27 protein-coding genes are annotated in these 25,633 nt (G+C 63.6%); 19 read left to right on the forward strand and 8 right to left on the reverse strand.

All coding sequences use genetic code 11. The features are described 5' to 3' along the window. Window positions 1-128: 128 nt before the first annotated feature. Window positions 129-1,676 (reverse strand): glycine betaine ABC transporter substrate-binding protein, encoded by a 1,548-nt coding sequence (locus tag B7G52_RS03000; RefSeq protein ID WP_096696264.1) that lies wholly within the window; start codon window positions 1,674-1,676, stop codon window positions 129-131. 206 nt (window positions 1,677-1,882) lie between these two features. On the opposite strand from B7G52_RS03000, the gene B7G52_RS03005 reads away from it, so the two are divergent. The 5 genes from B7G52_RS03005 (at window position 1,883) to B7G52_RS03025 (ending at window position 5,604) form a co-directional block, all read left to right on the forward strand. Next, a complete protein-coding gene (locus B7G52_RS03005) occupies window positions 1,883-2,521 on the forward strand; it encodes a glutathione S-transferase family protein (protein WP_096696183.1) in 639 nt (212 codons plus the stop codon). 346 nt (window positions 2,522-2,867) lie between these two features. After that, window positions 2,868-3,770 carry a hypothetical protein gene (locus tag B7G52_RS03010; protein ID WP_096696184.1) on the forward strand — a complete coding sequence of 301 codons (903 nt, stop codon included), beginning with the start codon at window positions 2,868-2,870 and terminating at the stop codon, window positions 3,768-3,770. Then, window positions 3,767-4,228: a hypothetical protein gene (locus tag B7G52_RS03015; RefSeq protein WP_096696185.1), complete on the forward strand. Its 462-nt coding sequence runs from the start codon at window positions 3,767-3,769 to the stop codon at window positions 4,226-4,228. Before B7G52_RS03010 ends, B7G52_RS03015 begins: the two co-directional genes overlap by 4 nt. Window positions 4,229-4,329: 101 nt before the next feature. After that, window positions 4,330-5,124 carry a PIN domain-containing protein gene (locus B7G52_RS23525; protein ID WP_170954663.1) on the forward strand — a complete coding sequence of 265 codons (795 nt, stop codon included), beginning with the start codon at window positions 4,330-4,332 and terminating at the stop codon, window positions 5,122-5,124. An 87-nt stretch (window positions 5,125-5,211) separates the two neighbouring features. Then, on the forward strand, window positions 5,212-5,604 hold the full coding sequence (locus B7G52_RS03025; RefSeq protein ID WP_096696186.1) for a DUF1801 domain-containing protein: 393 nt from the start codon (window positions 5,212-5,214) through the stop codon (window positions 5,602-5,604). Window positions 5,605-5,647: 43 nt separating this feature from the next. Here B7G52_RS03025 and B7G52_RS03030 read toward each other — a convergent pair whose 3' ends face one another. Beyond that, window positions 5,648-6,676, reverse strand: a complete 1,029-nt coding sequence (locus B7G52_RS03030) for an alpha/beta fold hydrolase (RefSeq protein WP_096696187.1) — start codon at window positions 6,674-6,676, stop codon at window positions 5,648-5,650. Window positions 6,677-6,974: 298 nt separating this feature from the next. Here B7G52_RS03030 and B7G52_RS03040 point away from each other — a divergent pair, with 298 nt between their 5' ends. Both B7G52_RS03040 and B7G52_RS03045 read left to right on the forward strand, forming a co-directional pair. Then, window positions 6,975-7,346: a nucleotide pyrophosphohydrolase gene (locus B7G52_RS03040; protein ID WP_096696189.1), complete on the forward strand. Its 372-nt coding sequence runs from the start codon at window positions 6,975-6,977 to the stop codon at window positions 7,344-7,346. A gap of 78 nt (window positions 7,347-7,424) precedes the next feature. Further along, a complete protein-coding gene (locus B7G52_RS03045; protein WP_096696190.1) occupies window positions 7,425-7,874 on the forward strand; it encodes a PPC domain-containing DNA-binding protein in 450 nt (149 codons plus the stop codon). Window positions 7,875-7,916: 42 nt separating this feature from the next. Here the strand turns inward: B7G52_RS03045 and B7G52_RS03050 are convergent, their stop codons facing one another. After that, complete coding sequence (locus B7G52_RS03050; protein ID WP_096696191.1) at window positions 7,917-8,471, reverse strand: redoxin domain-containing protein; 555 nt, start codon at window positions 8,469-8,471, stop codon at window positions 7,917-7,919. Window positions 8,472-8,795: 324 nt separating this feature from the next. Here B7G52_RS03050 and B7G52_RS03055 point away from each other — a divergent pair, with 324 nt between their 5' ends. Then, window positions 8,796-9,350 carry a hypothetical protein gene (locus B7G52_RS03055; RefSeq protein ID WP_096696192.1) on the forward strand — a complete coding sequence of 185 codons (555 nt, stop codon included), beginning with the start codon at window positions 8,796-8,798 and terminating at the stop codon, window positions 9,348-9,350. After that, window positions 9,350-10,072, forward strand: a complete 723-nt coding sequence (locus B7G52_RS03060) for a hypothetical protein (protein WP_096696193.1) — start codon at window positions 9,350-9,352, stop codon at window positions 10,070-10,072. Before B7G52_RS03055 ends, B7G52_RS03060 begins: the two co-directional genes overlap by 1 nt. A gap of 164 nt (window positions 10,073-10,236) precedes the next feature. On the opposite strand, the gene B7G52_RS03065 is transcribed toward B7G52_RS03060, so the two are convergent. The 3 genes from B7G52_RS03065 to B7G52_RS03075 form a co-directional block, all read right to left on the reverse strand. Further along, a complete protein-coding gene (locus B7G52_RS03065; RefSeq protein WP_096696194.1) occupies window positions 10,237-11,349 on the reverse strand; it encodes a 5-methyltetrahydropteroyltriglutamate--homocysteine S-methyltransferase in 1,113 nt (370 codons plus the stop codon). Window positions 11,350-11,443: 94 nt separating this feature from the next. After that, window positions 11,444-12,400 (reverse strand): PDR/VanB family oxidoreductase, encoded by a 957-nt coding sequence (locus B7G52_RS03070; RefSeq protein WP_096696195.1) that lies wholly within the window; start codon window positions 12,398-12,400, stop codon window positions 11,444-11,446. Between the two features lie 2 nt (window positions 12,401-12,402). Further along, on the reverse strand, window positions 12,403-13,470 hold the full coding sequence (locus B7G52_RS03075) for an aromatic ring-hydroxylating dioxygenase subunit alpha (RefSeq protein WP_096696196.1): 1,068 nt from the start codon (window positions 13,468-13,470) through the stop codon (window positions 12,403-12,405). A gap of 216 nt (window positions 13,471-13,686) precedes the next feature. On the opposite strand from B7G52_RS03075, the gene B7G52_RS03080 reads away from it, so the two are divergent. Further along, window positions 13,687-14,457, forward strand: a complete 771-nt coding sequence (locus B7G52_RS03080; RefSeq protein WP_096696197.1) for a GntR family transcriptional regulator — start codon at window positions 13,687-13,689, stop codon at window positions 14,455-14,457. 28 nt (window positions 14,458-14,485) lie between these two features. On the opposite strand, the gene B7G52_RS03085 is transcribed toward B7G52_RS03080, so the two are convergent. After that, a complete protein-coding gene (locus tag B7G52_RS03085; RefSeq protein WP_240523297.1) occupies window positions 14,486-15,622 on the reverse strand; it encodes an ABC transporter substrate-binding protein in 1,137 nt (378 codons plus the stop codon). 269 nt (window positions 15,623-15,891) lie between these two features. Here B7G52_RS03085 and B7G52_RS03090 point away from each other — a divergent pair, with 269 nt between their 5' ends. From B7G52_RS03090 to B7G52_RS03120, 7 genes are all read left to right on the forward strand, one after another. Then, window positions 15,892-17,064 (forward strand): ABC transporter substrate-binding protein, encoded by a 1,173-nt coding sequence (locus tag B7G52_RS03090; RefSeq protein WP_096696198.1) that lies wholly within the window; start codon window positions 15,892-15,894, stop codon window positions 17,062-17,064. 139 nt (window positions 17,065-17,203) lie between these two features. Next, window positions 17,204-18,076, forward strand: coding sequence for a branched-chain amino acid ABC transporter permease (locus B7G52_RS03095; RefSeq protein ID WP_096696199.1), 873 nt, complete (start codon window positions 17,204-17,206; stop codon window positions 18,074-18,076). Further along, window positions 18,076-19,047, forward strand: a complete 972-nt coding sequence (locus tag B7G52_RS03100; RefSeq protein ID WP_096696200.1) for a branched-chain amino acid ABC transporter permease — start codon at window positions 18,076-18,078, stop codon at window positions 19,045-19,047. The genes B7G52_RS03095 and B7G52_RS03100 overlap by 1 nt, the downstream gene beginning before the upstream one ends. Beyond that, window positions 19,044-19,895 (forward strand): ABC transporter ATP-binding protein, encoded by an 852-nt coding sequence (locus tag B7G52_RS03105; protein ID WP_240523298.1) that lies wholly within the window; start codon window positions 19,044-19,046, stop codon window positions 19,893-19,895. Before B7G52_RS03100 ends, B7G52_RS03105 begins: the two co-directional genes overlap by 4 nt. Further along, a complete protein-coding gene (locus tag B7G52_RS03110; protein WP_096696201.1) occupies window positions 19,888-20,592 on the forward strand; it encodes an ABC transporter ATP-binding protein in 705 nt (234 codons plus the stop codon). Before B7G52_RS03105 ends, B7G52_RS03110 begins: the two co-directional genes overlap by 8 nt. A gap of 167 nt (window positions 20,593-20,759) precedes the next feature. Beyond that, window positions 20,760-21,725, forward strand: a complete 966-nt coding sequence (locus B7G52_RS03115; RefSeq protein ID WP_096696202.1) for a tripartite tricarboxylate transporter substrate binding protein — start codon at window positions 20,760-20,762, stop codon at window positions 21,723-21,725. A gap of 54 nt (window positions 21,726-21,779) precedes the next feature. After that, window positions 21,780-22,685 (forward strand): NAD(P)-dependent oxidoreductase, encoded by a 906-nt coding sequence (locus B7G52_RS03120; protein ID WP_096696203.1) that lies wholly within the window; start codon window positions 21,780-21,782, stop codon window positions 22,683-22,685. 100 nt (window positions 22,686-22,785) lie between these two features. Here B7G52_RS03120 and B7G52_RS03125 read toward each other — a convergent pair whose 3' ends face one another. Then, complete coding sequence (locus tag B7G52_RS03125) at window positions 22,786-23,718, reverse strand: LysR substrate-binding domain-containing protein (RefSeq protein WP_096696204.1); 933 nt, start codon at window positions 23,716-23,718, stop codon at window positions 22,786-22,788. Between the two features lie 145 nt (window positions 23,719-23,863). On the opposite strand from B7G52_RS03125, the gene B7G52_RS03130 reads away from it, so the two are divergent. Together B7G52_RS03130 and B7G52_RS03135 are read left to right on the forward strand one after the other, a co-directional pair. Continuing rightward, a complete protein-coding gene (locus B7G52_RS03130) occupies window positions 23,864-24,556 on the forward strand; it encodes a substrate-binding domain-containing protein (protein WP_240523299.1) in 693 nt (230 codons plus the stop codon). 44 nt (window positions 24,557-24,600) lie between these two features. Next, entirely contained in the window at window positions 24,601-25,629 is a 1,029-nt protein-coding gene (locus B7G52_RS03135) for an amidohydrolase family protein (RefSeq protein WP_096696205.1), read from the forward strand. Window positions 25,630-25,633 lie beyond the last annotated feature (4 nt).

The raw sequence follows: 25,633 nt of genomic DNA on the forward strand, positions 1-25,633 counted from the left end.
CTCAGGCAGTATGGGCTGGTTTTACTCCCTCTCCCCCTGGGAGAGGGCAGGGGTGAGGGTTGGCGGCCCTCACCCCCACCCTCTCCCGGAGGGCGAGGGGGGCAAGACAAAGTAGCCTTTTCGGGCTTTCAACCGGCGCGGCGGCGCCGCATCAGCCAGTCAACGCCTTCAAACAGCGCTTCGCTGAGCAGCGCCAGCAAGGTGGCGGGCAGGGCGCCGGCCAGCAGCAACTGGCCGTCGTTCAGCGCCAGCCCGGTGACGATGCGCTCGCCGTAACCGCCCGCACCGATGAAAGCGGCAATCGTCGCCGTGCCAATGGCTATGGCGGTGGCCGTGCGCACGCCGGCCACGATGGTGGGCAGCGCCAGCGGCAGCTCGATGTGGCGCATGCGCTGGCTCGCCGTCATGCCCAGCGCCTGCCCGGCCAGGCGCAGGCCGGGCGACACCTCGTTCAACCCCGCCACCGTGTTGCGCATGATGGGCAGCAGCGCATACAGCATTAGCGCCATCAGCGCCGGCACGGTGCCGATCACGCCCAGCAGCGAGATCAGCATGGCCAGCAGCGCCAGCGAAGGCACGGTCTGCATCAGCCCGGTGGCGCCCAGCACCAGCGCGCGCAGGCGCGGGTGCGGAAACACCCATACCGCCAGCGGAATGCCGATCAGCGCCGCCAGCCCGACCGAAATCAAGGTCAGCGCCAGGTGCTGCCGCGTCAGCCGCGCCAGATCCGGGCCGAACAGCTTGTCCCAGAAGCCGCGCTGGTTCGGGTCTTGTGTTGTGCTGGTGACAGCTGGTGCGCCACCGGCCTTGGCAGCCAAGTGGTCGCGGGCGATGACATCAAACGCCACGCCCTGCAGCTCGGCCCGCGCGTTCATCGCAATCATCGCGTTTTCGTCGATGCTGCCACTGAGCTTTTGCAGCGCCGCCCAGGCTTGCGGAAAACGCGTGGGCACATCCAGCCGATACAGCAGCACCGCGTCATAGCGCGGGAAGTAAGCCTTGTCGTCCTTCAGCACGCGCAGGCCCAGGTGACCAATCTTTGCGTCGGTGGTGTAGATGTCGATCACGTCCACCTGCTTTTGCGCAATCGCGTCATAGGCCAGCCCGTGGTCCAGCGCCACCGGCACCTGCGCCGCGCCATAACGCTGCGCCAGCCCGCGCCAGCCGTCGGCCCGGCCAATGAACTCGTTCGACAGGCCCAGCTTTAGCGCCGGGTGTTTCACCAGATCGCTGAGCGACGTGATGCCCAGCCGCTGCGCCGTGTCTTCACGCATGGCCAGCGCGTAGCCGTCGTTAAACCCCAGCGGCACCGCCACACCCAGGCCCAGCGGCGCCAACGCAGCGTTCATGGCCTGCGTCGTCATGGCCGCATCACCCTTGAGGATCTCCTGGCTGATGGTGCCCACGTACTCCGGGTAGAGGTCGATGCTGCCCGAGCGCAGCGCTTCATAAACAATGGCCGTGTTGCCCAGGCCCTGCAGCACCGAGGGCGGCGTGGGCGTGTGCGGCGCCGCCGTCTGCGCCAGCACCTGCGCGAGGATGTAGGACTCGGTGAAACGTTTGGACCCAATGCGCAGCGTGTCGTTGGCGGGCGGCGCGGCGAGGGCAAAGCTGCTGATGGCGGCCAGCACCAGGGCGATGCAGCAGGCGGCAAGGGCGGGGAGGCGGCAGGTCATGGGTTTGGTGATCTTTTTCAAATACACGACAGTGAATTGAACTGCTCTCACCCTCGCCCTTTGGGAGAGGGGCGGGGTGAGGGATGGAGCGTTCCGATGGTCATGTTTTTTGAAACGCTCACCAGTATCGCCGCGTCGGCTGCAGGCGCCAACACCCTGTGGCAGACTGCATCCCGAACGCACCCACCCATCAACACAAAGACCCCATGCCCATCCAGCTCTACACCTTCGACACCCCCAACGGCCGCAAGATCAGTGTTGCCCTCGAAGAAATGGGCCTGCCCTACGAGGTGCACGTGGTGGACATCACCCAGGGCGAGCAGACCGCGCCCGAGTTCCTGAAGATCAGCCCCAACAACAAGATCCCCGCCATCATCGACCCCGACGGCCCGGGCGGCCAACCGATCAGCGTCTTCGAGTCCGGCGCCATCCTGATCTACCTGGCCGAAAAGACCGGCACCTTCCTGCCCAAAGACCCACGCGCCCGCGTCGCCGCTTTGGAATGGCTGATGTTCCAGGTGGGCGGCTTCGGCCCCATGCCCGGCCAGGTGCACCACTTCGCCGGGCTGGAAAACGAAGCCGATCGCCGCTACGGCCTGGAGCGCTTCATGGCCGAAACCCGCCGCCTCTACGGCGTGATGGACCGCCGCCTGGCCGACCACACCTTCTTTGCAGGCAAAGAAATCTCAATAGCCGACTTCGCCATCGTCGGCTGGGCTTGGCGGCATGAGCGGCACAAGATTGACCTGGCGGATTTTCCGAATGTTCAGCGGTGGTACCGGGGGGTGATGGCGCGGGATGCGGTGATGCGGGGGTTTGCGGTGGGGTTGAAGCGATCGTCTTGATGATGCGAGCCTGCTCAATAGCTATAAATTAGATAGCTACTTGCGTCCGCTGCATAAGGGATGTAGGCCGATTCTGTATTCAGTTCCTTCTGAAAATATATTCATAGGTACTCATCGGGCGCTTGTGGCATGTCCTCTCATTGGGGGATGCCTCTTGGCGGGCTCGCACCTAGAATCGACCAGAGGCAACACCAATGACGCCAGAGCAATAAGCGAGAGTCAGCTTAAACACGCTGTTGCAGCAAGCAGGCTGGCATGTCTGCGATATGGCTAACCTCAGGGGTGCATGGGCGCTACTGCGGGTAGAACTTAAAAAATAATTCGAAGTTTATAAAATGGAGGGTGAATGACCAAACAAGCCAAGTATTACCTCGGTAGGATTCGAAAACGTGGCGAACTTACTGCGGCAAAGATCGCCGAAGCTATGCGCGAACCTGAAACTATCGAATATCGTGGTACGCGCTACAGCTTCATTGACTTTCAGACGTTTGGCTCGCCCGGCAGTGAAACTGGGTTTTACGCGAAGATTGCGAAATACAGGCAATTGGGTTCAGTTGAGGTCGTTCATGAGGCCCAACATGCGTCTGCCGCTGCCGCAGTTCCAAACCTCATTGATGTCGCAAGCCCGTTTGTATATCTGCCAGGGTTTAGCGGCATTGCCTATCGGCATATCTGGAATGCCTTTCCAAGTGAGCAGTTTGAAAAAGTATTTAAAGACTTGGTTGAGGCGAAGTACCAGAAGTTTTTTGTCGCATGCGACATTGAAGCAGTTGCTGATTTGCGAACTTTTGTAACTAGGCTTGCAGGTTTGGACAGGATTACGGAATTGCAGGCTACGGTGTTTCCACCGAACCCCCTATTTGGCCCTTGCTGGAAATCATTGAGTGAATATTTGCTGAAGCGAAAACTAAAAGAGGCCGTCATCAAAGAGGAGGGCATTCAAGGCATTGAAACAAAATTGCCAGAGATCGCGGCTGCGTTTCTTTCGGATAAGCCAGCCGCAGAAATGGTTGCGCTAATGGAGCCATTGCTGGACGGCCTTGGTGATGCGGCCTTATTAATGGCTGCTGACGGCTATGGTCGTGCACGGGTGAAGGGTTCAGAGCGTGGTCGGGATGTCATCATCCGAACCAGCGAGAACCAAAAGAGTTTCTTGTTTGAAGGTGACCCACATCCATCGCGGCTTTTCGAGCAGGCTTTTGATGCATTTAGAAAAATCAACGACGAGCGAGGCCTTGAGCATCCATGAGACGCACTCTTGATTTTCTTCGGCTTGTATTTTTCTCGCCGGAACTGGTGCTAGCTCTCATACCTATTGTCATTTATATATATGTACCGGGTTGGGCGGACCTCTTGTTGAAGCCGATGGGTGATGGCGTAGGCTGGGGGCTGTCCGCTGCAGGCTTGTCTTTGGCAATGCTTGCTTTTAACTACAAAGAGGGTTTTGAGTTGCTGTCGTTAAGTGGCGGCAAGAAGGTGCTGATTGAATGGCCCGACTATCCACAACTTAAGATGCGGATTTTGGTTGCGTTCGTCTGGTGTTTGTTTGGGGCAGTTGCGTGTTTTGGCGCAACGTGGATGGTCGCAAAAAATTTACAACCGTTGCTGGGTATCACTTTGATGGTTAGCGGACTGCTGTCTGCCGCAGCTGCAACGGCAACTATTGCACTGGCCAGATTTTCCCTCCGGGAAATATTAGGAGAGTGATGGATTCGCGCTGCCAGCGGGATAGATGTGCACTATAAAAATACTAGCTACTTGTGCAATAGGTATCGGGGATAGAACCCGATTCGACAGGGAACAGCCACATGAAAGAGCTACACGCACTGGTGGACTATGAGAACGTCCAGCCCACGCTCGAAGAGCTGGTCAAGCTCGCGCCTGACTTCACCGATGTCTGGCTATTCCATGGCCCGCATCAGATCAAGCAGGCGCAGCAGATGGCGACAGCCCATACCGGCGTGACGCTGGTGCCCCGCAGTGGTAAGGGCCGAAACGCGCTGGACTTTCACCTGACGTTTTATTTAGGCTATGTGGCGGCCAAGCACCCGGACGCGCACCTGGTGGTAGTGGCCAACGACAAGGGTTATGACCCCATGATTGCCCACGCCCGATTGCTGAACTTCACGGTGAAGCGCATGGGCCACAAAGCCAAGCCCTCCACAGTCGCCAAACCAGTGGTTGAAGCAGCGGTCAAGGCCGTGGCGCCAGCCGCAGCCAAAAAAACAGCTCCTGCCGCCAAGGCTGCGCCGGCAAAAAAAGCAGCTCCCGCCAAAGCACCTGTAGCGGCCAAAAAAGCTGCAGCAAAGAAAGCTCCAGTCAAGAAGGCGACCGCCAAAAAGTCCGCAAACCCCAAGCCGTCAGCAGCCAAAGTGGCTACCCAGTCCAAAGCTGCAATGTCGGCAGACGCCAAAGAGTTGACTCGCATCAAAAACGGCCTCGCCAAGATGGGCAACAAGGCCCCGCACAAGCTCAAGTCATTTTTGCGCCATGTAGGGGCGCAGTTGGGCAAAGGCAGTACAGCGGAGCAGATTGAGGCAATGGTGCAAAAGCTGGAGAAGGCGGGGGCGGTGCATATTGCTGGCGATTTGGTGCTGTACTGAATTTGAAGTCGCAATTTGCGACCTTAAAGTTGTTGGCCGAGGTCATGCCCTTGGCATGAGCGCAAAACAGTTCGATGAGGTGCAACCATGAAAAAGACCGCAGAGACCCAGGGCGAATCCCCCGTCCGGCTGATCGACGCGAAGATCAAGAGCCTGGACGACTGGCGAGGCAAGACGCTCGCCCGTGTCCGCGCGCTCATCCAGCAGGCCGACCCGGCGGTGGTCGAGGAGTGGAAGTGGAGCCTTCCGGTGTGGTCGCACGACGGCATTCTCTGCACCGGCGAGACCTACAAAGACAAGGTGAAGCTGACTTTCCCCAAGGGCGCCTCGCTCAAGGACCCGGCCAAACTGTTCAATGCCAGCCTGGAAGGCAACACCCGGCGCGCCATTGATCTGGCGGAGGGCGATGCCATCGATGAAGCGGCCTTCAAGGCGCTGATACGCACCGCTGCGGCGCTGAACAAGTCGCCCGCCCGGTAGGGGGACGCGGCGCCGCATCAGTGGCTGCCTGCCCCAGGCACTGTCAGTTCAATGCCTTGTCAAAAAACGCAGGAAGCTCACGCTGCAACTGGCCCAGAAACGCGCCACGGTCAAAGCCCGGCGGGTTGGCGCCAATGTCGCCGTCTTCGGAAGGGATGGGCATGGTGGGCATGTCCTGAAACGCGAAGTGCCAGGCATTGGGCACCCGGTGCATGTCAACACCGGGCACGTTGGCGGCCACCCATTCGGCATGAAAGCGCGGCACCAGAAAACGGTCTTGCTGCGCCCCATACACCGCCACCGGAATGCGGATTTGCGCCAGCGAGGCGGCGCTGAACAAGGCCCCCATAGGCGCCAGTGCCACCACGGCCCGCACGCGTGTATCGGTCAAAGGCGGAATGGCCGGCGCTGCGGCGCCAGCGTTGGTGGCCGGGATGCGCTCCTTGCCGGTGTTGCAAAAAATCGGGTCCTCGGCGCGCTCGGCATTGCAGTGCGCGTCGAAGCGTGACGGCTCGGCCCGCCCACCCGCCAGGGCCAGCACGGTGTAGCCACCTGCCGAATGCCCCACGGCGCCCACGCGTGGCCCCTTCGCGTCGCTGGCGATGCGGTCCTTCCATAACGGGTCGTTCAGCAAGGCGTCGATCACGCGCGACGCCTGCCGCGGCCGCTCGGTGGCATAACGCTCCAGGCTGCCCTGGCGCAAGGAGCGGTCTTGCCAGTTGTCGCCGGGGTGGCGCAGTGCGGCCACCAGGTAGCCTTGCTGCGCCAGCGCCTCGGCCAGGCTGCTGTGCGCAAGTTCACTGCCGCCGGTGCCGTGGCTCAGGACGATCAGGCCCTTGACCTTGGCCTCGGGCGCGGCCTGCATGGCCACGTTCACATTGAACGGCCCCATGGCGATGGTGCGCGCGGCCGCCTGCGTGGGGTAATACAAGGCCGCCACGATGGGCGCGGCATCCGCCGTGGTGGCTGGAATGGTGATCTGGCGCCAGCCGGCTTGCGCCGCCATGGCCTGGGCCGCCGTCAGCAGCAGGCCGCAAAAAACGAGGGTGACAGGGCGTGTTGAAAGGGACATGGTGAGCTCCGTGGGTGTTGACTGGATTGAAACTGGAGGCGATGGTAGGCGCGCGAAGGGCGGCGCTGGGGTGGATTGCGACGGAACGGCCGGGCAGCGGCGCGAGATGCTGTTTCAGGCGGATGAGAGGGATGCGTCTGGCGAACCCAAACCCAAACCAGCTAACCGGCCGATGGGTTTTACCGCAGACCTGTCAGTGAAGTTTGTCAGTGACGTCTGCCAATCGCTAGTGTTTTGATAGCTGCCGGCGCCCGTATTTATTGGGCTGTAGCCGGTTTTTTGCATAGAATGCCAAGATATGAACAACGATCTTCCCTCCCTGACCCAGTCCCTGCGCGACTTCGCCCAGGCGCGTGACTGGGCGCAGTTTCACTCGCCCAAGAACCTGGCGTCGGCCCTGTCGGTGGAGGCGGCGGAGTTGCTGGAGCACTTTCAGTGGCTGACGGAAGAACAAAGCCGCACACTGGCCGCACCCAAAAAAGCCGAGGTGGCCGCCGAGGCGGCCGATGTGTTGCTGTACCTGCTGCAGCTTTGCGACAAGCTGCAGATTGACCTGCTGGAGGCGGCGCGGCTGAAGCTGGCCGTCAATGCCGCAAAGTACCCGGTGGACCGTGCGCGCGGCTCCAGCCAGAAATACACCGCGATCACCGACCCGAAGCAGGGTGGGTGAGGGGCGCGTAACTCCTGATTTGATAGCTGCCTGCGCAATAAGCATAAGGGCTGGAGGCCAATTTCTTGTGAGAAAACCATGCAGACCCTGCCCATTCGCCTGAGCCCCGGCGAGGACTTGCGCACCGCCATCGAGGCGGCGGTGCGCGGCGCCAACTGCCGCGCGGCGTTTGTGCTGTCCGGCATCGGCAGCCTGTCCAGCGCGGGCCTGCGTTTTGCGGGCGCAAAGCAGCCGCGGCGCCTGACGGGTGACATGGAAATCCTGAGCCTGTCGGGCACGGTGGCGTTCAACGGCACGGGCCAGGGCGCACGCAGCAGCTCGCACCTGCACATGGCGCTGTCCACCGCCACCGGCGAAGTGTTGGGCGGCCATGTGGCGCCGGGCTGCACGGTGCGGACCACGGCGGAGGTGTTGCTGGCGTTGCTGCCGGAGTGGGAGTTCTCCCGCGAGCCGGATGCGGCGACGGGGTATCAGGAGCTTGAAATCACAAAACGTGACCTCCAGTCTGGCGACAGGCACAAGCCGTGACGCCAGATGGGCAAGCCCTGTCAGCCCAGGCTCAGAACCCGCTCAGAACAGCCTGACCCACCACAGGCGCAGGCGCATGCCCAGTTCGGTGGTGTAGCCCGCGCTGGCGCTGCGCAGCTGGCCTTGCCCGTCGATCACCACAAAAGAGGGCACCGACTGAAAGCCGAAGGCACGCGTCAGCTCACCGCGCGTATCGATGGCGGTTTGCCAGGGCAACTGGCGCTGCTGCTGCACCTGCCGCACCTTGTCGGCCGGGCCGGACTGCATGGCCACCGTCAACACCGGCCAGTCCTGCGCGAGCCGGGTGACGCTGTTCTCTTCGGTGCGGCAGATGGGGCACCACTCGGCCCAGAAGTGCAGGGCGACCGGCTGGCCGGGGTGGGCCTGGCGCCACTGGGCCAGCGTGGTGCTGCGCGTCGTGCCGTCGGGCTGCAGCACGCTGATGGCCAGATCGGGCGCCGGCCCGGCCGGCACATGCCGCGTCTGCCAGGCCTGAACCGCAACCACGATCGCCACCAGCATGGCCAGTTGGGCCAGATGGCTTTTCCAGTGGTTGCGCAGGTGCGCGGCGAAGCGGGTGATCAGGGTGTTTGGCATGTGCCCCGAGTATCGACCAGGCACTGCCGGCCCGCGCCGCCGCTGCGGGAAGCCCCGGCAGCGGCAAGGTGGGGCGCCGGCGGGGCTGCGGGCGTGCGGACGATGCATGGGTTGCTATTAAAGTCATAGCTGCTTGCGGCCATAGTTATTGGGCTGGAGCCCGATTTCAATCGTTGATTTCGTGTTGCGTGTGGCTTTTCCTGGTTTTCAGGCTGTGAGAACTTGTATTTCAATATGCATATTGCAGACAACTATGATTTTGTTGTTGAATTTTAAAATAATTCATGGCATATTCTGTATGCATATTGAATGCAAGGGTTGCCAATGAGTTCTTCCGGAATCAAATCCCGCCTTGGCCATGCGCAGTGGTCGCTGAAACCGCAAGACCTGGCCATGGGGTTCAAGCTGGTGTGTCTGGCAGGGCAAAAGCTGCCCTACACAGCACTGGCGCAGGCCATGCACATGTCGCAGTTTGAAGCCCACGCCTGCATGGCGCGGCTCGGTGGAGCGCGTCTGTTGGCTGAGGTTAATGACGTCCCTACGCTGGTGCTGGCGGCTTTCAGGCCCATGGTGTTGCAGGGGGCGCCTTACTTTTTCCCGGCGGTAAGGGGCGAGATCACCATGGGTTTTCCTACGGCCTATGGTGTTGAGCCGCTCAAGTCCAAAGTGCTGTTTGCTGATGAGACACCGCCCGTGTGGCCCCATGCAGACGGCCCGGTGCGCGGCAGTGCGCTGCTGCCTCTGTACCCCAAGTTGCCCCTCGCCGCCGCGCAGGACCCGGCTTTGTACGAGTTGCTGGCCTTGTTTGACGCGCTGCGCATAGGCCAGGCGCGCGAACGCGAAATGGCCCGCAAGCTGCTGGAAGAAAGGTTGAGCTGATGGCCGCATTCAACAACCCCAATCTGGCTATTCTGGAGCTCGTGGCGCAGGCCTTGGGTCCGGTATGTGAAAGCGTGATCTTTGTGGGCGGTTGCGCTACGGGTCTGTTGCTGACGCAGGAGCGGCCCGACCGCATCCGCATCACCGAAGACGTTGACATCGTTGCGCAAGCGCTGACGGTGCATGACTACCACGCCATTGAGAAGCAAGTCCGCGCTCAGGGCTTCAGCAACGACATGCGGCCCTATGCACCCATTTGCCGGTGGGTTTATAAAAATGTCACGCTTGACTTGATGCCCACGGTCAAGGACATCCTGGGCTTTGCCAACCGCTGGTATCCATTGGCCCTGCAGACTGCAGAACTGGTCACACTGCCCAGCGGCATGAGCATCCGGCTCATTAGCGCCCCGGTTTTCATTGGCACCAAGTTAGAGGCGTTCAAGGACCGGGGCAAAGACGCCGATGGCAGGCCAGACTTTCTGGGTAGCCATGATCTTGAAGACATCATCACCGTGGCAGACCGGCGGCCCGAACTGCTGGCCGAGTGCCGTGCCGCAACGCCGGAGCTGCGCGCCTACCTGGCGGCAGAACTCACGGCGCTGTTTGCCAATCCCGAGTTCGAACAAGCCCTGTCAGGCCATTTGCCGGGCGACACTTTCAGCCAGCAGCGCGCCAGACCGCTCGCAAATACATTGCGCGAACTGTCAACGCTTTTAGCATGAAATACATGGAGGTCACAGACCCGTAGCCGAGGGTAAGGGTGGCGAAATTCTCATTATTTGATAGCTGCTGGCGACCGTATTTATTGGGCTACAGCCCGATTTGACATAAAAAAACCGCCGGCAGTTGCCAGCGGCTTTTCTTTATCGGGCAGTCGGCGAACCGATCAGACCGAACCCCACACCTCCTGCGCCGTCTCGATCACCAGGCGCAGCTTGGCGCGCTGGGCTTCGACGGCGATGTCATTGCCGTGCACGGTGCTGGAAAAGCCGCACTGCGGTGACAGGGCCAATTGCTCCAGCGGGGCGTATTTCGCGGCTTCCTCGATGCGGCGTTTCAGCTCGTCCTTGCTTTCCAGCGTGCCGAACTTGGTGGTCACCAGGCCCAGCACCACGGTTTTGCCCTTGGGCAGGAAACGCAGGGGCTTGAAGTCGCCGGAGCGGTCGTCGTCGTATTCCATGAAGTAGGCGTCCAGGTTCATTTCCTTGAGCAGCGCCTCGGCCACCGGCTCGTAGTTGCCGGCGGCGGCGTGGGTGCTCTTGAAGTTGCCGCGGCACAGGTGCATGGCCAGCAACATGCCTTCGGGCTTTTGCGCCACCACCTTGTTGATGAAGCCGGCGTAACGGTGCGGCAGCTCGTCGGGGTCGTCACCGCGCTGGCGGGCGGCTTCGCGCATCTTGGTGTCGCACAGGTAGGCCAGGTTGGTGTCGTCCATCTGCACATAGGTGCAGCCGGCGGCGGCCAGGCTGCGCAGCTCGTCGCCGTAGGCCTTGGCCACGTCGTCATAAAACTGCGGGTCGAGCTCGGGGTAGGCTTCCTTGCTGATGCCGGCGCGGCCGCCGCGGAAGTGCAGCATGGTGGGTGAGGGGATGGTCACCTTGGGCGTGTTGCCGGCAGAGACCTGGCTCTTGAGGTACTGGAAGTCGGCGAGCTGGATGTCTTTGACGTGGCGCACCTTGTCGATCACGCGCATCACCGGCGGGGCCAGCTCCTGCGTGCCGTCGGGCCGGATGACGGTGACCGGGATGTCGGTTTTCACGCCGCCGATCTGCTCGAGAAAATCAATGTGGAAGTAGGTGCGGCGGAACTCGCCGTCGGTAATGCTTTTCAGGCCCACGTCTTCCTGGAACTTGACGATCTCGGTGATGGCCTTGTCTTCCACCTTGCGCAGCTGCTCGGGCGTGATCTCGCCCTTGGCCTTCTGCTCGCGGGCTTCCAGCAGGTATTTGGGGCGCAGAAAACTGCCAACGTGGTCGTAACGGGCGGGGAGCTGGGTCATGTCTCTTTTTCCTTTGAGGTCGATGAAGTCAGGCAGGGGGAAGGTGAATGCAAATGTAAATGTAAATATCAGGGCACAGCCGCCGGTGGCCGGTCTACAGGTCCAGCACCAGGGTTTTGCTTTTGGCGCGCGAGCAGCAGGGCGTGAACTGGTCGTTTTTTGCCTTCTCCTCGTCGGTGAAGTACATGTCGCGGTGGTCGGGCTCGCCCTCGAGCACACGGGTGATGCAGGTGCCGCAGACGCCCTGTTCGCAGGAGGTGAGGATCTCGATGCCATGGTCTTTCAGCACCTGCACAACGTTCTGCGCCGCGCCCACGGTGTAGCTTTTGCCGGTGCTGGCGATCTTCACCTCAAAGCCGGTGTCGCTTGCCGTGTCCTGCGGCGCCGCGCCGAAATACTCGAGGTGAATCTGCTCGCTGCGCCAGCCGCTGGCCTTGGCCGTGCTGACCACATGGTCGATGAAGCCGGCGGGGCCGCAGACATACAGCTGGTGTTCGGGGGTGGCGCCGGCCAGTGCGGCCGGCAGGTCCAGTTTCTGCCCGGCCGGCCCCGCGTCGAAGTGGAAAAACACCTTGTCGGCAAAGGCCGAACTGCTGATCTCCTGGCGGAAGGCGGTGCGTTCGGCCGAGCGGGTGCAGTAGTGCAGGGTGAAATCAGCGTGGATGGCCGCCAGCCGCTGCGCCATGCACAGCAGCGGCGTCACGCCGATGCCGCCGGCCAGCAGCAGCGTGCGCGGTGCGTGCTGCAGCGGAAAGTGGTTTTTCGGCGCGCTGATGCGGATCACGTCGCCCTCGTTCACGGCCTCGTGCATGGCGACGGAGCCGCCGCGCGACGCCGGGTCGCGCAGCACGGCGATGCGGTAGCGGTGCTGCTCGATGGCGTCGTTGCACAACGAGTACTGGCGCGTCAGCCCGCCGGGAATCTGCACATCGACATGGGAGCCGGCGCTGAAGGCCGGCAGCGGCGCACCGTCGGCGCGGGCCAGCTCGAAGCTGGTGATGCCCTCGGCTTCCAGGGTTTTGCGGATGACCTTGACTTCAAGACTGTCCATGGTCAGGCGGCCTGCTGCTGGGCTGGGGCTGCGGCGGGGGCCGGCGCCTGTTCCTGCGCAATCAGGCGGTCGATGATGCGGCGCGACTGCACGCCGCCGGCGTCGATGTTGAGCATCAGCAGCTTGCGTTGCGGGAACAGCGTGAGGTTGCGCTGCTGTGCCTCCAGCACCGCGGTGTCTTCGGCAAACACCTTGCCCTGGCCCTCGCGGATCTGTGCGGTGAGCGCCTTGTCTTTCGGGTTGAAGTTGCGCGCCATGCCCCAGAAATACCACATCGAGGTTTCGGTTTCGGGCGTGATGAAGTCCACCACGATGCTACTGACCTTGTCTTTCGGGTCGGCGTGGTAGCCGCCCTTGCCGGCGTGGGCCACGCCGACTTCGATCAGGACGTGGCTGGGCGGCGTGAAGCGGCAGACCTGCCAGCGGTCCACCGGCACGTCGTCGGCCAGGTTGTTGGCGCGCAGGTTGGCGCGCCAGAAGGGCGGTGCCATCACGTTTTCCATGAAGCGGCTGGTCACCACGCTCTCGCCCTCGGTCTTGGTGGTGACGGGGGTTTCGTCGATTTCCTTCTGGCCGATGCTGGTGGTGTGCACATAGGTCTCATGCGTCAGGTCCATCAGGTTGTCGATCATCAGGCGGTAGTCGCAGTGGATGTGGTACAGGCCGCCGCCATAGGCCCACTCGGGGTTGTTGGCCCAGTCGAGGTGGGGGATCTTGCTTTCATCGGCCAGTTTTTCGTCACCGGTCCAAACCCAGATGAAGCCGTGGCGCTCCACCACCGGGAAACTGCGGTTGCGCGGGAAACCCTGCACGCGTTGGCCGGGCATGGAGGCCACCTTGCCGTCGCATTCCATCACCAGCCCGTGGTAGCCGCAGACCAGTTTGCCTTCGCAGACGATTCCCAGCGACAGGGCCGCGCCGCGGTGCGGGCAGAAATCGTCCATCGCGGCGACCTTGCCTTCGGGGCCGCGGTAAAAAACAATTCTCTCGCCGCAGATCTGCCGGCCCAGCGGCTTGTCGTCGATTTCGGCGGGAGTGCAGGCAACATACCAGGTGTTTTTGGGAAACATGACGCTTGTCCGGAAGGAAGAGGGGTGGAGGGCAGGGAAGGGGGTGGAGATGTTTTTGGCGATGCTGTCCGCCTGGATCGGCTGGACATCTCAAGCGGCGATTATGCAAAAAAATGAATTTGTTGTATACATTGGACTTGAAATTTAGCAAAATTCGCGTTCAATAGCCTGAAAATTGGCCTTAGTAGGCGCTGACTGTATACATCAAGAGTTCCAATGAACGACAAAACCATTTCCCTGGCCGCCGCCGAAGCGCAGGAGCCGGGTGCCTCCCAGACCGTCAAGGCGCAGCTGCGGCTGCGCGAAATGATTCTGGCCGGCGAGCTGCCCGGCGGCGCGCGTATTGCCGAGCTGGCCATTGTTGAAAAGCTCGGGGTGTCGCGCACGCCGATTCGCGCCGCGCTGATGCGGCTGGAGCAGGAGGGCCTGCTGGAAGGGCTGGTCAACGGCGGTTATGCCGTCCGCACGTTTTCGGAGCGCGATGTGTCCGAGGCGATTGAACTGCGCGGCACGCTCGAAGGGCTGTCAGCGCGGCTGGCGGCCGAACGCGGGGTGGCCGCCGCGGTGCTGGCCGAGGCGCGCGCCTGTCTCGGGCAGATCGACGGCGTGCTGAGCCAGCCGGCCCTGGACGACGAGTCTTTCCTGCGTTACGTCACGCTGAACCAGCGCTTTCACAACCTGCTCAGCGAGATGGCCGGCAGCACGGTGATCACGCGTGAACTCGAGCGCGTCGTGAACCTGCCGTTTGCCTCACCCTCGGGCTTTGTCGTGGCGCAGGCCAACTCGCCGCAGGCGCGTGACATGCTGATCGTGGCGCAGGACCAGCACCGCCAGGTGCTGGACGCCATCGAGCGGCGCGAAGGCGCACGCGCCGAAGCCATCATGCGCGAGCACTCGCGCATCGCCCAGCGCAACCTGCTGGCGGCCATGCAAAGCCAGGACCTGGAGCGCATGCCCGGTGTGCGGCTGATCCGCAAGCGCGGCTGAGGGCCCGCGCCTGCGCCCAGCCGCAAGCTCAGTAGCGCAGCTTGCCGTCGCTGCCGATGACGCCGATGTCGACGAAATTGCTGCCGACATTGCTTTTGCTGAAGTCGACGCGGAAGCCGCCGAAGTCCAGCTCACCCATGGTTTTCAGGGTTTTGGCCAGGCCCGCTGCGGTCGGCTCTTTTTCGGTATTGCGCTTCAGGGCCTCGCCCACGGTCCGGGCGGAGAGGTAGCCCTCCAGGTGGAAGGAGGTGTATTCCTTCAGGTCGGGGAAGGCGGCTTTCATCGCGGCCTGGAAGTCGCGGTGCACCGGCAGCGTGCGGCCGTTCGGGTTGGGATAGGTTTGTGCAATGCCCACGCCGCGCGCACCTTCGACGCCGGCGAGCTTGACGATCAGCCCCGCCGGCACATAGGACAGCACGAAGATCGATTGCGAGACGCCCGCCTTGCGCAGCGCGGCCACGCCGTCGGCCATGAAGCGCGGCGCACCCAGCACCAGCACGCCCTGGCCACCGAGTGCGCCTATCTGCTTGCTGGCTGCGGCGAGTGCCGGCGCGTCGGTGGCGGATTTCACACCCTTGAGCTCCAGACCGCTGGCCTTGCCGGCCGCTTCCTGCGCCACCGCCATGCCCGAAGTGCCTATCGGCAGGTCCTGGTAAAGCACCGACAGCTTTGTCATGCCGATGGTGCGCGAGTGGTGGACCATTTTTTCGATCTGCTGCTTGTCGCCGGCGCGGATGTGGAACAGCCTGGGATGGCCGGGCGCACGGAAGCTCTCCGCACCGGGAATGGCGTTCATGATCACAACGTCGGTCTGGTCCAGCAGTTTGTCGTCGAGCAGGCGTTTGAGCGCGTTGGAGCCGATCGGCGAGAGCAGGGCGACCGGTTTTTTGTCCATGGCCTTGCCGAGCTGCTCGACGAAACCGTCGGCCGAATAACGGTCGTCGAGTTCGAAGAAACTGATCTTGCGGCCGCGCACGCCCTGCTTGTTGGCTTCGTTCACATAGGCCTTGATGCCCTGGTTGATTTCCGGTGCGTCGGGCACCGGAATCACGGTGAACGGGCCGATCTGGCCCAGAACAATGTCCGCGCTGTGCGCGGGCGCTGCCGCCAGGGCGGCCATGGTGAGAAGCGCAGCGAGCCAGGCCTGCGAAAGACGACGGGTCATTAAAACTCCCTTGTGGTAGATCATGAGAAGGTTTCGTTTGATAACGATTTGATGAGTATATTTGTCCGGCAGGCCGTCCGTGGCGTGCCGCATGCGCGATGCGCCGCGCTATCGTCGGCGCGTTGCCGGGCGGGGTGGTGCAGCGCGTTCTCGATATGCATATTTGCTATAACTGCAAGGCTGAAATCCATCTTGCGCATCTGCCCGCAGCGGGGGATAGTCGCGGGTGACCTGTTGAACGTCCCCTTTTTGAACCCTCTGGAGAGACCATGCAAAAACGAATCTTTCTCGGCACCATCGCCCTGGCCGTCGCCACACTGGCCGCCGGCGGCGCTGTGGCGCAGACCAACACCTTCAAGATCGGCCTGATTCTTCCCATGACCGGTCCTTTCGCCTCGACCGGGCGCCAGATCGAAGCGGCGGCCAAGCTCTACATGGCGCAAAACGGCGACAACGTGGCCGGCAGGAAGATCGAGCTGATCATCAAGGACGACACCGGCACGCCCGACGTGACCAAGCGCCTGGCGCAGGAGATGATCGTCAACGACAAGGTCAACGTGCTGGCCGGTTTCGGCCTGACGCCGCTGGCTTTTGCCACCGCGCCGCTGGCCACGCAGTCCAAGACACCGATGGTGGTGATGGCGGCGGCCACGTCCAGCATCACGCAGGCGTCGCCCTACATCGTGCGCAGCAGCTTCACCTTGCCGCAGGTCACCGTCGGCATTGCCGACTGGGCGCCGAAAAACGGCATCAAGAAGGTGGTGAGCCTGGTCTCCGACTACGGCCCGGGCATTGACGCCGAGCGCACCTTCAAGGACCGCTTCACCTTCAACGGCGGCACCGTGGTCGAGGCCGTGCGGGTGCCGCTGCGCAACCCGGACTTCGCTCCCTTCCTGCAGAAAGTGCGCGACGCCAAGCCCGACGCGGTGTTTGCCTTTGTGCCGTCGGGCGCGGGCTCGGCGCTGATGAAGCAGTTCGCCGAACGCGGCCTCGACAAGGTCGGCATCAAGCTGATTGCCACCGGCGACGTGACCGATGACGACATCCTGAACGACATGGGCGAAGTCGCGGTGGGCGTGGTGACCTCGCACCATTACTCGGCGGCACACAAGTCGGCGCTGAACCAGAAGTTTGTGGACGCCTTCAGCAAGGCCAACAAGGGCCTGCGCCCCAACTTCATGGCCGTCGGCGGTTACGACGGCATGCGCGTGATCTACGAAGCCCTGAAAACCACCAAGGGCAAAGGCGACGGCGAGGCCTTGCTGGGCGCCATGAAGGGCCAGGTCTTCGAGAGCCCGCGCGGCCCGGTGTTCATCGACGCGCAGACCCGCGACATCGTGCAGAACGTCTACATCCGCAAGGTCGAAAAAGTCGGCGGCCAGCTCTACAACGTCGAGTTCGAAACGATCAAGGACGTGAAAGACCCGGGCAAGACGAAATAGTGGCACACCCCCATCCAGGCTCACTGCGTGTAGCCTGTTTCCCCCTTGCAGGGAGCAACGCCTGCGGCCCGGCAAAGCCGGTTCCGCGGCGTTCCTGGAATGGCCTCCTTCAAGCAGCTTCTGACTATCCGGCCAAAACATGTTGACCATTCTTTTCGACGGCATCGCCTACGGCATGCTGCTGTTTGTGCTCGCGGTCGGCTTGGCGGTCACCATGGGCCTGATGAATTTCATCAACCTCGCGCATGGCGCGTTTGCCATGGTAGGCGGCTACATCACGGTGCTGCTGATGCAGCGCCTGGGTGTGCCTTTCCTGCTGTGCCTGCCGCTGGCTTTCCTGGGCGCCGCGCTGCTGGGCGGGCTGCTGGAACGCACGCTGTACCGGCCCATGTATGCCAAGCCCCACCTGGACCAGGTGCTGTTTTCCATCGGCCTGACCTTCATGGCCGTGGCCAGCATGGACTACTTCATGGGTTCGACCCAGCAGATCATCCAGCTGCCCGACTGGCTGCGCGGCCGCACCGAGCTTGGCAGCGGCGCCTGGGTGCTGGGCATGGGGCACTACCGGCTGTTCATCATCGCCGTGTGTGCGGCGCTGACGGTTGCGCTGCAGTACGTGCTGGCGCGTACCCGTTTCGGCAGCCGCCTGCGCGCCTCGGTCGACGATCAGCGTGTGGCCGCCGGTCTGGGCATCAATGTCAATGTGGTGTTTCTCTCCACCTTTGCCGTCGGCTCGGGCCTGGCCGGCCTGGGCGGCGCGCTGGGCGCCGAAGTGCTGGGGCTGGACCCGACCTTTCCGCTGAAATTCATGATTTACTTTTTGATCGTGGTCGCCGTCGGCGGCACCTCGTCCATCACCGGGCCGCTGCTGGCGGCGCTGCTGCTGGGCATTGCCGACGTGGCGGGCAAGTACTACATGCCCAAGCTCGGCGCCTTCATCGTCTACAGCCTGATGATCGTCATCCTGATCTGGCGTCCGCAAGGTCTGTTTGTGCGCAAGGGGGGCAAGTGATGAGCAACGCGACCCAAAAATCCCTGCTTCACAGCTCGCGCCTCAAGCCCTGGGAGCCGGTGCTGTGGCTGCTGGCCTTTGCCTCGCCGCTGCTGCTGTCCAGCCACGCGCTGATCATCAACGAGATCGCCATCGTGGCGCTGTTTGCCATTTCGCTGGACCTGATCCTGGGCTACACCGGCATCGTTTCGCTGGGGCATGCGGCATTTTTCGGCATGGGCGCCTATGCGGCGGCGCTGTTCGCCAAACACGTGATGCCCGATCCGCTGGTCGGCCTGGCCTTTGCGATCGGCGTCTCGACCCTGCTGGGGGCGATCTGCAGCCTGACCATCATGCGTGGCAGCGACCTGACGCGGCTGATGGTCACGCTGGGCATGGGCCTGATCCTGATGGAGCTGGCGAACCGGCTGGACTGGCTGACCGGCGGTGCCGACGGCCTGCAGGGTGTGCTCATGGGGCCGCTGCTCGGCACCTTCGAGTTCGACCTGTCCGGCCGCACCGCAGCGTATTACTCGCTGTGCATCGGCCTGGTGTTTTTTGTGCTGGCCCGGCGCCTGGTGCATTCACCGTTCGGCGCCACGCTGATGGCGATTCGGGACAACCGCCTGCGCGCCATGGCCATCGGCATTCCGGTGCATTCGCGGCTGGCGCTGGTCTACACGGTGTCGGCCGGGGTGGCCGGTGCGGCGGGGGCCTTGCTGGCGCAGACCACCGGTTTTGCCTCGCTCGACGTGTTCGACTTTCACCGCTCGGCCGACGTGATGCTGGTGCTGGTGGTCGGCGGTGTCGGCTGGCTCTATGGCGGCATTGTCGGCGCGGTGGTGTTCAAGCTGATGCAGGACACCTTGTCGAGCATCACGCCGCAATACTGGACCTTCTGGATCGGCCTGTTCCTGGTGGTGCTGGTGCTGGTTGGGCGCGAGCGCCTGCTGCGGCCCTGGACCTGGTTCAGGAAGCGGGGCGGCGCATGACACAGACCGTGCTTCAGGCCAGCGGCCTGGTGATGCGTTTTGGCGGCATCACGGCGACCAACAACGTTACGCTGAACCTGCAAAAAGGCGCGCGCCACGCGCTGATCGGCCCGAACGGGGCCGGCAAGACCACGCTGATCAATTTGCTGACGGGGGTGCTGCAGCCGACCGAGGGGCGCATCACCCTGCTTGGCGAAGACATCACTCAACTGGCGCCGCACCAGCGCGTGCAGCGCGGCATGGTGCGCACCTTCCAGATCAACCAGCTGTTCGACTCCCTGACGCCGCTGCAGACGCTGGCGCTGACGGTGTCGCAACACCAGGGCCTGGGCCTGCGCTGGTGGCAGGCGCTGGGTCGCAACGCCGCGGTGAGCGAGCGCTGCGCGCAACTGCTGGAGCAGTTTCACCTGACCGAGATGAGGGACCAGCCGACCCGCGTGCTGGCCTACGGCAAACGCCGGCTGCTGGAAATTGCGATTGCGCTGGCCTGCGAGCCGCGCGTGCTGCTGCTCGACGAGCCGGTGGCTGGTGTACCGGCCGGCGAACGCGAGGAGCTGCTGCAAACCGTGGCGGCCCTGCCGGCCGACGTGTCGGTGCTGCTGATCGAACACGACATGGACCTGGTGTTCAGCTTTGCCACACGCATGACGGTGCTGGTCAACGGCACGGTGCTGACCGAAGGTGACCCGGACCAGATTGCCAATGATCCCGAAGTCAAGGCGGTCTATCTGGGCCATGGCGAGGAAGCGGGAGATCGCGACGCCGGGCCGCCCCAAGGCGCGAACGCCCCCTCGGGGGGCAGCGCAACGGCGCCAGCCGAAAGCGTGGGGGCACATCCGCATGACTGAACTTCTGAAGGTCGAAGGTCTGAGCGCCGGTTACGGCGAGGCGGTGGTGCTGCAGGGTGTGTCGCTGTCGCTGGCCGAAGGCAAGACGCTGGCGCTGCTGGGACGCAACGGCACCGGCAAGACCACGCTGATCAACACGCTGGCCGGCGCCACGCGCCAACACGGCGGCAGCATCCTGCTGGCGGGCAAGGCGCTGCACAAGATGGCCCCGCATGAACGCGCGGCCGCCGGCATAGGCTGGGTGCCGCAGGAGCGCAACATCTTCAAGTCGCTGACGGTGCATGAAAACCTGACCGCGGTGGCGCGGCCAGGCCGCTGGACGCCGGACCGGGTGTACGAGATGTTCCCGCGCCTGGGCGAACGCAAGAGCAACCTGGGCACGCAGCTGTCGGGCGGCGAGCAGCAGATGCTGGCGGTCGGTCGCGCGCTGGTGCTCAACCCGCGCCTGCTGCTGCTCGACGAGCCGCTTGAAGGCCTGGCGCCCATCATTGTCGAGGAGCTGCTGCTGGCGATTCGCCGCGTGACGCGGGACGAGGGGCTGTCGGCGATCATCGTCGAGCAGCATCCGCAGGCGATCCTGAGAATCTCCGACAGCGCGGTGGTGCTGGACCGCGGGACAGTGGTGCATGCCGGCACGGCGGACGAGTTGCTTGACCAGCCGCAGCTGCTTGAGCAGCTGCTGGGCGTGGCACGTTGACCTTGAATCGCTATTGATTCGCTATTGAATTGATAACTGGTTGCGCATGTTGTATATGGGCTGGAGCCGCTTTTGATTCATGGCCCTGCCGGCGCAACCCGTGGCCGGCACCGGCCGCGCCGCCGGATGGACCAAAATGGCGCGATGCCAACGATCGCAAGGACACCATGATTTTTCAACGCCTGGCCGGCAGCCTGCTGGCCTGCCTGGTGCTGGCCCTGCCGGCCGCGGCCCAGACCTTTCCCCACAAGCCGGTCCGCATCGTGGTGCCCTTTGGGGCCGGCGGCGTGGCCGACCTGACCGCGCGCACGGTGGCGCAAAAACTCAGCGAGTCGCTGGGCCAGCCCGTGGTGGTCGACAACAAGCCCGGCGCCGGCGGCGTGGTGGCCGGCGAGATGGTGGCCAGGGCCGAGCCCGACGGCCACACCCTGCTGCTGATGTCCAACGGCACGGCGGTCAGTGCGGGCCTGTTCAAGTCGCTGCCGTTTGATGCGCTGCGCGACTTCGCGCCGGTCTCCACGCTGGGGTTTTTTGACATCGCCGTGGTCACCCCCGCCGATTCGAAATTCAGGACCCTGCGCGACTTGCTGGCTTTTGCGAAGGCCAATCCCGGCAAGCTCAACCTTGGCAGTATCAACATCGGCAGCACGCAAAACCTGGCAGCCGAGCTGTTCAAGATCAGCTCCGGCGCCGATGTGCAGATTGTTCCGTTCAACGGCACGCCGGCGGTGGTCACGGCTTTGCGTGGCGGCCAGATCGACGCCGCGGTGGAAATCCTCGGCCCCATCCTGCCGCAGATCCGGGCCGGGGCCCTGCGCGCGCTGGCCGTCACCGGCGACAGACGTGCCGCCGTGCTGCCCGAGGTGCCGACGGCCAAAGAAAGCGGCCTACCCACCTTTCTGGCGTCCAGCTGGAACGCGCTGGCCGCGCCGGCCAAAACGCCGCCCGGCGTGATTGCGCGGCTGAACCGGGAGGTGGTGGCCGCCGTCAACGCGCCGGAGGTCCGCAAGAAGCTGGCCGAATTGAACGTCGAAGCGCGCGGCAGTTCGCCCGAACAGGCCGCCGAACTGCTGGCCGGTGAAACCAGGCGCTGGGGCGAGGTGATCAGGCGCGCCAGGATTCCGACACAGTAGGGACGCAGTCGAAGCGGCGACGGGGCGGACCGATCAAGCACAGGAGAAACATTCGTGAAGTTCCAACATATCGGCATGATTGGTTATGGCGAGGTCGGCAAGATTTTCACCGCCGACCTCAAGGACAAGGTGGCGGGCATCAGCGCCTGGGACCTCGCCTTCGAGGTGCCGGCCCTGCGTGACGCGCAGCGCGCCCATGCGGCGCAGGCCGGTGTGGCGGCGTGTACGTCCATGGCAGAGTTGTGCGGGCGGGCCGACCTGGTCATCTCGGCCGTCACCGCGTCCAACACGCTGGCCGTGGCGCAGGCGGCCGCCGCCCATGTCCGGCGTGGCACGGTTTTTCTGGACCTCAATTCCGCGTCACCCGGCACCAAGCAGCAGGCCGCGGCCCTGATCACCGCCGCCGGTGGGCACTATGTCGAAGCCGGGGTGATGACCTCGGTGCCGCCCTACGGCATCCGGGTGCCCATGCTGCTGGGCGGCGCGCGTGCGACCGAACTGGCCGGCGTGCTCGCGGACTGGGGCATGGATGCGAAGGCGGTCAGCGAACAGCTCGGTGTGGCCAGCGCCATCAAGATGTGCCGCAGCGTGATGATCAAGGGCCTGGAGGCGCTGGTGATCGAGAGTTACACCACGGCCCGCGCCTACGGCGTGGAGGACCATGTGTTGCCGACGCTGGCAGAAACCTTCCCCAGCATTGACTGGGAAAAGCAGGGGGCCTACTTTTTCAGCCGCGTGGTGCAGCACGGCCAGCGCCGTGCCGAGGAAATGCGCGAAGCGGCCAACACCGTGCGCGAGGCCGGCGGCGGCTTCGAGGCCTTCATGGCGTCGGCCATTGCCGACAAACAGCAGTGGGTGGCCGACCAGGCCAGGGCCGGCGTGTTTGCCGGCCTTGGCAAGGACGCCCGCTGGCAGGACTACGCGGACCGCTTGCTGGCCGCTGTGCCGAAGGCGCCGTAGCCCAGCGTGACAGCCTCAGCGCTTTGGCGCCGGTGATTGCACTGGCGACAAGTTCCAGGGACCGCGGGCGCCTGTCCAGGAGCAAAGGGTCCGGTCAAGGTCAGGCGTAAGGCTTGATGGCCTCGACCACCACCGCCTTGACCACCTCGATCGCCATTTTCTGCGTGTCGGTGCTGGCGCGGCGCGAGGAGCGCGCCAGCATCAGCTCGCTCATGATGCGCGGGGAGTGGATGCTGCGCAGCAGGAAGGGCTCGGGATCATGGACGTTGCTCAGCGTGTAGCTTGGCAAGACGGCATGGCCCATGCCCTCCTTGACCAGGCTCAGGATGGCGTTCAGGCCGTCCACCTCCAGCGTGATCTGCGGCTTGCGGCCTATCGTGATCATTTCGCTCTCGATCAGGATACGGAAGGCGTTCGGGCGGCTGGGCAGGATCAGCGGCAGCTCGGCCACCTCGGCGAGGCTGATCGGCTGCCGCTTGCCTGCCTTGCCTTTTTTCGCAGCACCGGGCTTGATGCTGGTCCGGGGGGAAATCAGCACCAGCTCTTCGGTGTGCAGCGTGGTGATGTCCAGCTCGGGCGAACGCTCGGAGTTGTAGAGCACGGCCATGTCGAGGTTGCCCACACGCAGGCCCTCGTGCATCAGCACGGAAAAGCCCTCGGTCAGCGTCAGCTGGGCATGCGGCAGCTGCTGGCGGAAAGCCCGGGTGAGCGGCACCGTGATGAGTTTGGACAGGCTGGGCGGCAGGCCGATGGACACCCGTCCGGCCAGGGCACCACGGGCGGCGCCCAGTTCTTCACGGGCCACCTCTACCTGGTGCAGGATGCCGCGCCCGTGCTTGAGCAGCAGCTTGCCGGCTTCCGTCGGAATGGCGCCGCGCCCGTTGCGGGTCAGCAGGTTCTGCCGCAGCTCCACTTCCAGCAGGCGGATCTGGCGGCTCAGCGCCGGCTGGGCAATGTCCAGCGCAATGGAGGCGCGCGTGAAGCTGCCGAGTTCGGCCACGCGCACAAAATATTCAAGCTGCTTGAGGTCCATGAGGGGAAGGGGGCGTTGTCCTGAATGGATATAACAGGCGTCGATCAATGCCGATATGTTATATCAGCTAGAAACCGCCCTGCCTTGCGGGCGGCAGGGCCATGGTCACAATCAATGGCATGACCCTCCACGCTGACCGACTGCCATGACGACCGACCTCAAGGGCATTTCCTCCATGGCCACCCGCCTGGTGCTGGCCGATCTGGTGACGGCTTTCGAGCAGCAATCGGGCTGCCGCGTGGCCATCGAATCGGTGGGCGGCGTCGATGCGGCCCGGCGCGTGCAGGCCGGCGAGGCCTTCGATGTCGTGATCCTCGCGTCCGACGCGATCGACAAGCTGATCGCCTCCGGCCATGTGCTGGCCGGCAGCAGGGTGGATCTGGTCCGCTCGGGCGTGGCCGTTGCCGTACGCGCCGGTGCGCCCAGGCCCGACATCGCGACGGAGGACGCGCTGCGCGAGGCCGTGCGCGCCGCGCGCAGCATCAGTTACTCGACCGGGCCCAGCGGCGTGGCGCTGGCTGGACTGTTCGAGCGCTGGGGCATCGCCGGCGAGATCCAGAGCCGCATCGTCACACCGCCGCCGGGCATGCCGGTCGGCTCGCTGGTGGCGCGCGGCGAGGTCGAGCTGGGTTTCCAGCAACTGAGCGAGCTGATGCACCTGGAGGGCATCACCGTGCTGGGCCCCTTGCCGCCGGCGATCCAGATCATCACCACTTTTTCTGCCGGCGTCTGCACCGGCACCCGCCACGCAGAAGCGGTGCGCGCCATGCTGGCGTTCATGAACACGCCGCAGGCCGCCGAGGCCAAGCGCCGCCAGGGCATGGACCCGGCCGCCTGACAGACACCCCCTTGCATTCCCAGGAGACCTTTATGAAAAAATCATTGATCATCGACTGCCACGGCCACTACACCACGGCGCCCAAGGCGCTGGAAGCGTGGCGCAACCGGCAGATCGCCGGCATCAAGGACCCGGCCATGATGCCCAAGGTGGCTGAGCTGAAGATCAGCGACGACGAGCTGCGGGAGTCGATCGAGACCAACCAGCTGCGTCTGATGAAAGAGCGCGGCAGCGACATCACGCTGTTTTCGCCACGCGCCAGCTTCATGGCCCATCACATCGGTGACTTCAATGTCTCGTCCACCTGGGCGGCCATCTGCAACGAGCTCTGCTACCGCGTCAGCCAGCTGTTCCCCGACCACTTCGTGCCGGTGGCGATGCTGCCGCAGTCGCCCGGTGTCGATCCGGCCACGTGTATTGCCGAGCTGGAAAAATGCGTGAAGGACTACGGCAACGTCGGCATCAACCTCAACCCCGATCCTTCGGGCGGCCACTGGACTTCGCCGCCGCTGTCCGACAAACACTGGTACCCGATCTACGAGAAGATGGTCGAGTACGACATCCCCGCGATGATCCATGTGAGTACCAGCTGCAACGCCTGCTTTCACACCACCGGCGCGCACTACCTGAACGCCGACACCACGGCCTTCATGCAGTGCCTGACCTCGGACCTGTTCAAGGACTTCCCGACGCTGCGCTTTCTGATTCCCCACGGCGGCGGCGCCGTGCCTTACCACTGGGGGCGCTTCCGCGGCCTGGCGCAGGAGCTGAAAAAGCCGCTCTTGTCCGAGCACCTGCTCAACAACATCTACTTCGACACCTGCGTCTACCACCAGCCGGGCATCGACCTGCTCAACACGGTGATCCCGGTGAAAAACGTGTTGTTTGCCTCCGAGATGATTGGCGCGGTGCGCGGCATCGATCCCGAAACCGGCAACTACTACGACGACACCAAGCGCTACATCGAGGCCAGCAAGATCCTCAGCGCCGACGACCGCCACCAGATCTACGAGGCCAATGTGCGCCGTGTGTTTCCGCGCCTTGACGCGCGCCTCAAGGCCAAAAGCCTTTAATTGA

It is taken from the genome of Polaromonas sp. AER18D-145, assembly GCF_002379095.1.
Classification (GTDB): Bacteria; Pseudomonadota; Gammaproteobacteria; order Burkholderiales; family Burkholderiaceae_C; genus Polaromonas.